The sequence below is a fragment of the Granulicatella sp. genome, assembly GCF_057274575.1.
The window spans coordinates 18035-27038 of sequence record NZ_DBHISP010000016.1 but is presented as its reverse complement, the minus strand read 5'-3'; the positions used below and the strand labels follow the sequence as shown (position 1 = coordinate 27038).

10 protein-coding genes are annotated in these 9004 nt (G+C 36.6%); all 10 read left to right on the top strand.

Annotated elements, in window-relative coordinates:
* Positions 1 to 411: FAD:protein FMN transferase (locus tag ACO5V7_RS07795; RefSeq protein ID WP_485485726.1), on the top strand; the 411-nt coding region annotated here is incomplete at its 5' end.
* Positions 404 to 1018: an NADPH-dependent FMN reductase gene (locus tag ACO5V7_RS07790; RefSeq protein ID WP_049555097.1), complete on the top strand. Its 615-nt coding sequence runs from the start codon at positions 404 to 406 to the stop codon at positions 1016 to 1018. The genes ACO5V7_RS07795 and ACO5V7_RS07790, both read left to right, overlap by 8 nt.
* A 16-nt stretch (positions 1019 to 1034) precedes the next feature.
* A complete protein-coding gene (locus tag ACO5V7_RS07785; protein ID WP_485485725.1) occupies positions 1035 to 2300 on the top strand; it encodes an NAD(P)H-dependent oxidoreductase in 1266 nt (421 codons plus the stop codon).
* Positions 2301 to 3070: 770 nt separating this feature from the next.
* Positions 3071 to 3637: a TetR/AcrR family transcriptional regulator gene (locus ACO5V7_RS07780; protein ID WP_485485724.1), complete on the top strand. Its 567-nt coding sequence runs from the start codon at positions 3071 to 3073 to the stop codon at positions 3635 to 3637.
* Between the two features lie 102 nt (positions 3638 to 3739).
* Positions 3740 to 4063, top strand: coding sequence for a hypothetical protein (locus ACO5V7_RS07775; RefSeq protein WP_485485723.1), 324 nt, complete (start codon positions 3740 to 3742; stop codon positions 4061 to 4063).
* 8 nt (positions 4064 to 4071) lie between these two features.
* Positions 4072 to 4878, top strand: a complete 807-nt coding sequence (locus tag ACO5V7_RS07770) for a ferredoxin reductase domain-containing protein (protein WP_485485722.1) — start codon at positions 4072 to 4074, stop codon at positions 4876 to 4878.
* Positions 4879 to 5120: 242 nt separating this feature from the next.
* Positions 5121 to 6989, top strand: coding sequence for an acyltransferase family protein (locus ACO5V7_RS07765; protein ID WP_485485721.1), 1869 nt, complete (start codon positions 5121 to 5123; stop codon positions 6987 to 6989).
* A 153-nt stretch (positions 6990 to 7142) separates the two neighbouring features.
* Positions 7143 to 7496: a GntR family transcriptional regulator gene (locus ACO5V7_RS07760; RefSeq protein ID WP_298647649.1), complete on the top strand. Its 354-nt coding sequence runs from the start codon at positions 7143 to 7145 to the stop codon at positions 7494 to 7496.
* 18 nt (positions 7497 to 7514) lie between these two features.
* Positions 7515 to 8204 carry an ATP-binding cassette domain-containing protein gene (locus ACO5V7_RS07755; protein ID WP_485485720.1) on the top strand — a complete coding sequence of 230 codons (690 nt, stop codon included), beginning with the start codon at positions 7515 to 7517 and terminating at the stop codon, positions 8202 to 8204.
* Positions 8201 to 9004: a hypothetical protein gene (locus ACO5V7_RS07750; RefSeq protein WP_485485719.1), complete on the top strand. Its 804-nt coding sequence runs from the start codon at positions 8201 to 8203 to the stop codon at positions 9002 to 9004. Before ACO5V7_RS07755 ends, ACO5V7_RS07750 begins: the two co-directional genes overlap by 4 nt.

Below are 9004 nucleotides of genomic sequence, written 5' to 3'. Positions count from 1 at the left end.
GCTATTCATCATGAAGATGGGAATTGGTGGATTGGGATTCAAAACCCTAAACTCCTGCGTGGAGAAAATGTGGCGCTTCTTCCGATTCAAGAGGAGTCGATTGTCACATCAGGTGTCTACGAGCGGGTACTTGAAGTGGATGGGAAGAAATACCATCATATTTTGGACCCTAATACAGGATATCCAGCAGAGACGGACGTTGCTAGTCTAACGATTGTATCGAAGCAGTCAGTCGATTGTGAGATATGGACAACAAGACTCTTTGGAAAAAAAGCGCATGAAATCTTATTCGAAGTGGAACAACACCCTAACATCGAAGCGGTAATGATTTTAGAAGATAATCGTATTTTCTATACATCAGGACTTGCTTCAAAGATTCAATTACTCGAAAGGAAGTACTCAAATGGTTAAATTAATCGGTTTAGTCGGAACAAACTCTAAAAAATCAACAAACCGTCAACTATTACAATACATTCAAAAACATTTTTCAGAACAGGCGGAAATTGAACTAGTCGAAATTAAAGACTTACCAATGTTCAACAAACCAACTCCTAAGGCTGTGCCTCAAGAAGCACAAGCCATTGCAGATAAAATCGCTGCAGCAGATGGAGTAATCATTAGTACGCCAGAATATGATCACTCATGCCCAGCTGTATTAATGAACGCTTTAGCATGGTTATCTTATGGTATCTATCCATTATTAAATAAACCTGTCATGATTACAGGAGCATCATACGGAACACTCGGTTCTTCACGTGCACAAAGTCAATTACGTCAAATCTTAAACGCGCCAGAAATTAAAGCACGTGTTTTACCAAGTGATGAATTCTTATTAGGTCACGCCTTACAAGCATTCGACGAAGAAGGTAACTTGAAAGATACAGTTACTGTTGAAAAATTAGAAAAGATTTTCGAAGATTACTTATTATTCATTGAAATTACAAAACAATTAGTTCGTGCAAACGAAGCTCGTGAAAAAGAAGCGAAAAACTTCTCATGGGACAGTTCTAAAAAATAAGGAGTGACAGTAGAAAATGAAAATTATTGGTATCGTAGGATCAAATGCGGAATTTTCGCATAACCGTTTATTATTACAATTTATCGAAAAGAAATTCAGTGACTTATTCGAGTTTGAAATCTTAGAAATTAAAGATATTCCAATGTTCAATCAAGACGAAGATCAATCTAAGAGCTTCCCAGTACAATACATGTACAACAAATTAATTCGTGCAGATGGTGTGATTATCGCTACACCTGAACACAACCACACCATTACAGCTGCGTTGAAGAGCACATTAGAATGGATGTCATTCAACTTACACCCATTCGAAAACAAACCTGTCATGATTATGGGAGCTTCTCACTATGACCAAGGTACTTCACGTGCGCAAGTGCATTTACGTAAAATCTTGGACGCTCCAGGGGTAAACGCATATGTATTACCAGGGAACGAATTCTTATTAGGAAAAGCAAAAGAAGCATTTGACGAAGAAGGCAACATTAAGAGCGAAGGAACTGTAGCGTTCTTACGTTCATGCTTAGAAAACTTCGTGAAATATGTGGAGGTTGTAAAAGTGTTACGCAAACCATTACCAACTCCTCCAGAAGATTTAGACTGCACAAACCCAATTTCTACAACAGTTCAAGGCGTAGATCCTGATGATCCAGAATGGGTTGAAAAAGCAAGTGAAATCGTTGGAGCGGCTCAAGGTAACGACTATGTTCGCCTAGACCACGGTTTATTAACGGTTGACCAAATCGATATGTTCTTAAAAGCTTTACCATTTGAAGTAACATATGCCGATGACAACAACCAATTCTTGTACTATAACTTCAACAAACCAGCAAACAAAATGTTGGCTCCACGTGTGCCATCTCAATCTGGTAACCGTTTAGGAACTGTTCACCCACCACGTACCTTCAAAAATGTGGAATACCTCATTGCGAACTTACGTGCAGGAAACGTGGATTACTTCCGTACAATCGTTCCGAACACTCCACCAGAAATCATCAATGTACACAACTACCAAGCAATGTACTATCCTGATGGTTCTTATGCTGGAATCAACGAAATCGTATTTGACTTCAAACCATGGTTAGATTGGTACTTACAAACAACTGGCCAACGTTTAGTCAGCGCAAATGGGGCAGCTCCTGCAGCTGACGCAACAAGTGGCGCTTCAAACAGCGGACACTCAGCTCCAGCAGCAGATACTACAAGTGGTGCTTCAGATAGCGGACATTCAGCTCCAGCTCAAGCACAAGCAGTGGACGCTACAAGCGGTGCTTCAGAACATTAAAAGTTTAAATGCAAACTTTAATAGTTAACCCCCAAACCCCTTGAAATACAAGGATATTTACAAGAGAGTGGATTGAATTTACTAAAATTTACTACTTTTGAGAAAAAAGCCTTGATGTGCTGTAAAAACTCTTCAGATAGAAGTACTTTACCACAGACATAAAAGGCATGTTGTGGGAATCAAAATTAAATAGGAAATCGTAAAAGCGGTGCTCTTTCGCTTCTGTTAAAGGAAGTATAAGAACACCGCTTTTTTCATGCTCATGTTACGAAGTAGAAGCCAATCAGGACTTGACAGTGATCGTATCGATGAAATCCTTGACTTTATTCTTGAACTGTATGCAAGAAAACACCACAAAAGGTAAGAACCCTTTCCTATGCTTGTTGTTCCACTTATTTCTTAATTTCTACAACAACGAAAATTCACTTTTGCCAAAAATGGCAGAGAACAAACACTGCAATTTGATAACTGTATGACTGATGTTCATTGAACAGGAAAATGAAATATTAGAGGGAATATAAAGTATTAAAGAACAGTAAGAAAAGCGTGGAACTTTCAAATATCTTGGCACACAGACTAAGGGAATTCAGGTATCGTAGTTTGATTTGGCACTTGGAAAGAATGAGGGGAAATTCTAAGACTGTAAAGTGAGTTGATTGTAAACTTAAAGTCTTTTATTTTCCTATTATGTTGACAAGCAACATGCAACATGATATGTTATGAATGAATAAAAAAAATATTCATTCACAACGGAAAGGAGATCTGTTAAATTGGATATAAAACAGGCTTTAAAGGCAGCTGCCCATGATATCTTCTCTAAAACAGGCTATAAGGCAACAGGAATTTCAGAAATTGCCAAACAAGCTGGTGTGGCAGTTGGTTCTTTCTATAACTATTATGACAGTAAAGAAGCTATTTTTTTAGATGTTTATGTAGATGAGAATAATCGTGTACGTCAAGCAATGATAAACGAAATTGATTGGGGAATGGATATGGTCGAACTTGTCAGTCAGATTTTCAGAACGTCACGAAGTTATATTTCTTCCAATAAAATTCTTTCGGAATGGTACAATCCTATGATTTCTAATGAGTTGCATCATTATTATTCTTCGGAAGAAGGCAAAATTTCAAATTCATTTCATCAGTTTTTAGAGGAGACATTTACGAATCGTATCAAGGATGAAGGATATTCACAAGAAAAAATTCAAGAAATCTTACAAGTTTACAATCTGTTTTACTATATGGATATGCACATTGCAGAAAATGATTTTCCGGGTATCAGTAAAACAGTTGAAATACTTGCAACTTATTTTGTAAAGGGGATTTTAAAAAAATAAAGAATTGATTTCTTTATTTTTTAAGAGAGAATGAATGAATTTAAAAAATATTCATTCAATAACATGAAGGAGATATTATTATGAACAAACAAGGAGTAAAAAATGAATGGATGGGGTATTGTGGGGATTTCTGTCGCCGTTATTGGTATTTTGGTCATTGTATGGGGAGCTATGCTACAGTCAATTGATTTATCAAGCCCTGATTTCATGAGCTTTGCTACTGGAGGCATAATTTTGTTAGCGATAGGGTTATGTATGATTACCGGATTATCTGCTATTTTGCAAATTGCAGGCATTTGGTTGGCAGCAGTGACTATCATGATTTATATATACAGCTTGCCGGATACCGATTTTGTTATCAAAGTGATTGGTTTTATTCCTACTATCGCACTGGCTTTTTGGGTATCTTTTAAATTTTGGAAATGAGGGAAGTAATGAAAAGAGGTAAAAAAATGGTGATAATTATTATATCTATTCTGGTGGCACTGTGCCTTATTACTTGGGGTGTGATTACCTATCTTGGACGGAGTCAAACTTTGTCGGTTAAATCCATTGAAAATTTCAATGACGACCTTTACTTAATACGTTTGACGAAACCTGACAATGTGACATGGGAAGCTGGATCTTATGCTCAATTTACATTACATGATGTTAAGGAGAACGCTCAAGAAACTACCGACGTAATATCCGGTGCTTCAATGAGCAATGATAAAAACAAACAAAATAGTGGCTGGCTGACAATAGCTTCTAACCCTAATGAGAATGAAATTTTCATTTTGACACACAATAGTGGTAGTTTCTATAAAAAAACATTGACTAATTTGCAAGCAGGAAGTAAGGTCGAGATGAGCTGGCTTTACTCTAATTTATCTGTTGCAGATGGCAAAGAGCCACTTGTTTTTTTTGCTTCTGACGTTGGCATTGCGGCAATAAGGCCTATTATCAAAGAGTGGGCTGGAAAACGGGATATTATTATCAGTCACTTGGATAAAGGGGTTCTTATTTTTAATGAAGAAATAGCAAATTTATCAAAAAAAGAAACAAATTTGACCTATGAAACAACTTCTAGCTTTTCTCAAAGTCAAGACAGCCTTAAAAATGCAGCAGAAAAGTATGGAAATAAGGCCACATATCTCTTATCTGGTCAACCTGATGATGTGGAAATGATGAAGAGGTTCCTTGAAGAAAAAGGGATTGATAGCAAGAAGATTAAAGTAGATGCTTTTAAAGGGTTGAAATAGCAGCTATCTCCATTGGGTTAAATTACATCTTGATTTTAGAGTGACATATTTTATTATAAATGAAAAAACTAGGCCTTTTTGCCTAGTTTTTTTGATTTTAGAGAGGAAATTAAACGTTTTTTTCTCCACAGAAACAATTGGAATTGATTTTCTCAAAATTAATAAAAATGTAAAGTTTCTAGTATCCCAATGTAGCTGTTTTGAGATATAATAATGACGAACATCATGAATGGAGAATTTCAATGGAGACTTCAAATTATCAAACAGGACTTTCTAAGTCAAATGCGCATCCGCCTGAAAAACAGAAGAGGATCGCAGCTTTAGATGGCTTGAAAGGTTTTTTTATACTTGCAATTATTTTATATTATTATTTTCAACATTTATTGCCTGGGGGATTTTTGGCGGTAAATGGTTTTCTTGTAGTTGGGGGCTATTTAACATTTAGACAGAATAAGAAAACATTTGCTGAGGATTATCAAGAGAAATTTTCGTGGAAGAGCCTGAAAAGAATGTTTTTTCCGATGCTCTTTATGATTATCACTAACGTAGCTACGCTCTTTTTAATCGCACCACACATGCTGTCTAATATCAGAGGAATGGCTCTATCGGCGTTGTTTTTTGTCAATAATGATTATCAAATCTTTAGTCAACAATCCTATTTTGTACAGTCCGCTAATCCAAGTCCTTTTGTCCATCTTTGGTACATTTCTTTATATGTTCAATTATTAATTTTTGGATTCTTCGTGAGAAAATTCATGAAGAAGATGAATTTTCTGCGGATGCAAGAGTTTGTACTGTTAGCTTTTCTAACAATTGCTTCAGCAGTAGGGATGGCGGCTTTATATTGGTTGGAACAAGAGCCGTCGCATGTTTACTATCTTGTATCAACTCGTTTGTTCTCATTCACATTAGGAGCTTTACTAAGCTACATTCATGAAGGGAAACTTTTGATTCCCGAAGAGCATTCTAACAAAAGTATCTTGAATGTTGCGAGCGTCATTTGTATGGGGGCATTCATTTGGATGCTCTTGACCTTCAATGGGATGCAAGCAGAAGTGTATTACATGATTATGCTACTCTCTTCCATCGTAATGGCACTGCTTGTTTCATTTGTAATCCGTGAAGGCGTGATGCTTCACTATATCATTAGCTTTAAAGGTTTTACTTTCCTCGGAAAAAGAAGTTACTCTTATTACCTATGGTTTTATCCGATACACTTAATCTTGCCATCGTTTTTAAGAGGGCTTGAAGACTATTGGTTGAATGTTTCGATTCAATGGATTACGATAATTGTACTAGCTGAAATCACTTATCAATTATTTGAAAAAGAACGAATTCCACTTCCGATTGGACAAGCACATAGTCCGTATCAGTTAACTGCGTATATGAAATCGAACCTTCCAAAAAAGGTAAAACACTTCGGAATGGCTTTTTCTTTAGTTTATCTGGTCTTTGCTGGGTTAGCAGGGATTGGATTTGCACAGGAAAAAGACCAAACAAGTTTGGTTCGTGAAGTAGAAGAAAAGATTCGTAAAAATCAGGAACTGCTTCAAGAAACAACCGTGGAACCTACTACGGAAGCTGTCACAACGGTTCATTCGGAGGTGCAGGCTAATATAGAACAACAAGTTCGACAAACGCCAATTACCTTTGTAGGAGATTCCGTCCTGTTAGCTTCTGCCAATAAATTAAGAGAAGTCTTCCCGAATGCATATGTTGACGGGGAAGTTGGACGTCAATTGTATTACAGTACTCCTGTCGTCCAAAAACTAGTTGAACAAGAAAGATTATCTCAAACGGTCGTATTTGTACTTGGTTCAAATGGAGCTTTTGTAAGTACGCAAATTGATTCGCTCATCCAGGCAACAGGCAACCGTGAAATTTTCTTAGTAACAGTCGGCTATGAAATTAAATGGGCTAAAGAAGTGAACGATCAACTCAAATCTGCAGCTGAACGGTATTCAAATGTTCATTTAGTCGACTGGGGAATCTATGCGAAAGGACGCACGAAAGAGTTGCTCTTTGAGGATGAAATTCATCCAAACGATACTGGTGCAGCCGAGATGGCGAACTTAATCTTGCAAGAAATGGTGAAATTAAAATTACAATAATGATGTAGACGACTCAACAGAGTCGTCTTTTTTATTTTTAAAAATATTTTTGAAAATGCTATTGACAAATGGGTGTACTAAGTGCATAATACAGTTAAAGGAAGTGTATTACTATATTAATACACTGGTACAATCGAAAGAAAGGAGAAGCCGATGATTGTATTTGATAAAAGAAGTCCGGTTTACGAGCAAATTGTCGCCTATTTCAAGGCGGAAATTGTATCTAAACGATTAAAACCTGGACAAGAAATGCCAAGTAGACGAGAGCTAGCTCAAGCAATGCAAGTGAATCCGAATACAGTTCAAAGGGCATTTCATGAAATGGAGGCTATAGGTCTTGTGACAACAGGAAATAATGTAATGAGTAGAGTAACAGAAGATGAGGATAGAATCGAACAACTAAAAGAAGAAATGTTAGAAGAAGCCATTACGAGTTTTGTTGATGCGATTGCTCCGCTTCAGCTCTCTCAAAAAGAGGTTATCGACCATCTGAGTCAGAAATTGTGATAGGAAGGAGAGTTTTAAATGTTAACGGTAGAAAATTTAAGCAAGAAATTTGGGAAAAAACAAGTGTTAAATGATATTTCGTTTAACGCGAAAAAAGGGGAAGTAACAGCGCTAATCGGTGTGAATGGGATTGGGAAAACAACCATTATGAATTCTATTGCGGGCTTACTCCCTTATGACAAAGGGAAAATCGTGATTGATGATATGCCAGTACGTAAAGTGTTTGCTGAAAAAGTCAGCTATATTACTGATAGCTCTATTATCTCCCCAAATCAAACGGTAGATGAAGCGATTGATTTTATGCGCACCTTCTATCCAAACTGGAATCGTTCGAAAGAAAAACATTTATTGAAGTTCTTCCGATTAAACTTAAAAGACGAAGTGAAGGCTCTTTCGAAAGGGAATGTTGCTAAGTTGAATTTACTGCTTGGAATGGGACTAGACACGGATTATATTTTGATGGACGAACCATTCTCTGGAATTGATGTCTTTACACGCGAAGAAATTGCACGTGTATTTACAAGTGATTTATTAGACGGACGTGGTGTTTTAATTACGACACATGAAATTAATGATATTGAGTACATTGTAGACAAGGCGCTCTTACTAGATGAAGGAAAAATCGTTAAAGAATTTTATCCAGAGCGAGTTCGTGAAGAAGAAGGAAAGTCTATTGTGGATGTGATGAGGGAGGTATACTTACAATGAGAAAAGTCATTCAACTAACGCTTTATAATTTAGGCCAAGCCAAAGGATTTATTCTCGTTACCGCACTGATTCAAGTGTTGATTCAAATCGGTCTTCAGTTTCTAACGATAGTGAATGCCGGATTACTGAGTGGAATGAGAAATTTAACTGAAAAAGAAGAAATTCTTCGAGTAATTCTTGTGGAAAATAATATTGGATTACCTGTATTTTTCGCTGGAGTGGCCATTCTTGTCTATAGTGCGGTGATTTGGTCTACGGAGTGGAGTACAAAAGGCTCCTTCATTTACCGTTTATTGATGTTACCAGGATCTCGCTTTAGTGTGTATTTATCGAAGTTACTAACAATGCTTATCATCACGTTCTTCCTACAAGGTGTTCAAGTAATTGGGGTATTCTTAAATTACACCCTTTCAAAATTATTTATTCCGAGTCTTGATTCCCATCATGTGACACCGTGGTCTCTTTTAACGAATTCCATTGTTATGCAGACAGTTGTTCCAAAATATGCGACTCAATTTTTATTCTTCTTCCTATTTGGAGTAGCTACTATTATTACCATCTTCCAAATCACTTTATTAGTGGTAGGAGTTGAAAAGAAATCCACAACGATGAAATTAATGAGCATCATCGGATATATCTTAATCGCTATTCTTTATGTAGGAATAGTCTCTAGATACCAATGGGCTTTCCATTTCATCGGATCTGAAACAATTCTATATTTAGGGACGGGAATATTCGTGTGGATTATCGGAAATGTATTACTCAGTGATTATTTATTAAATCATAAGGTGAGCGTATAA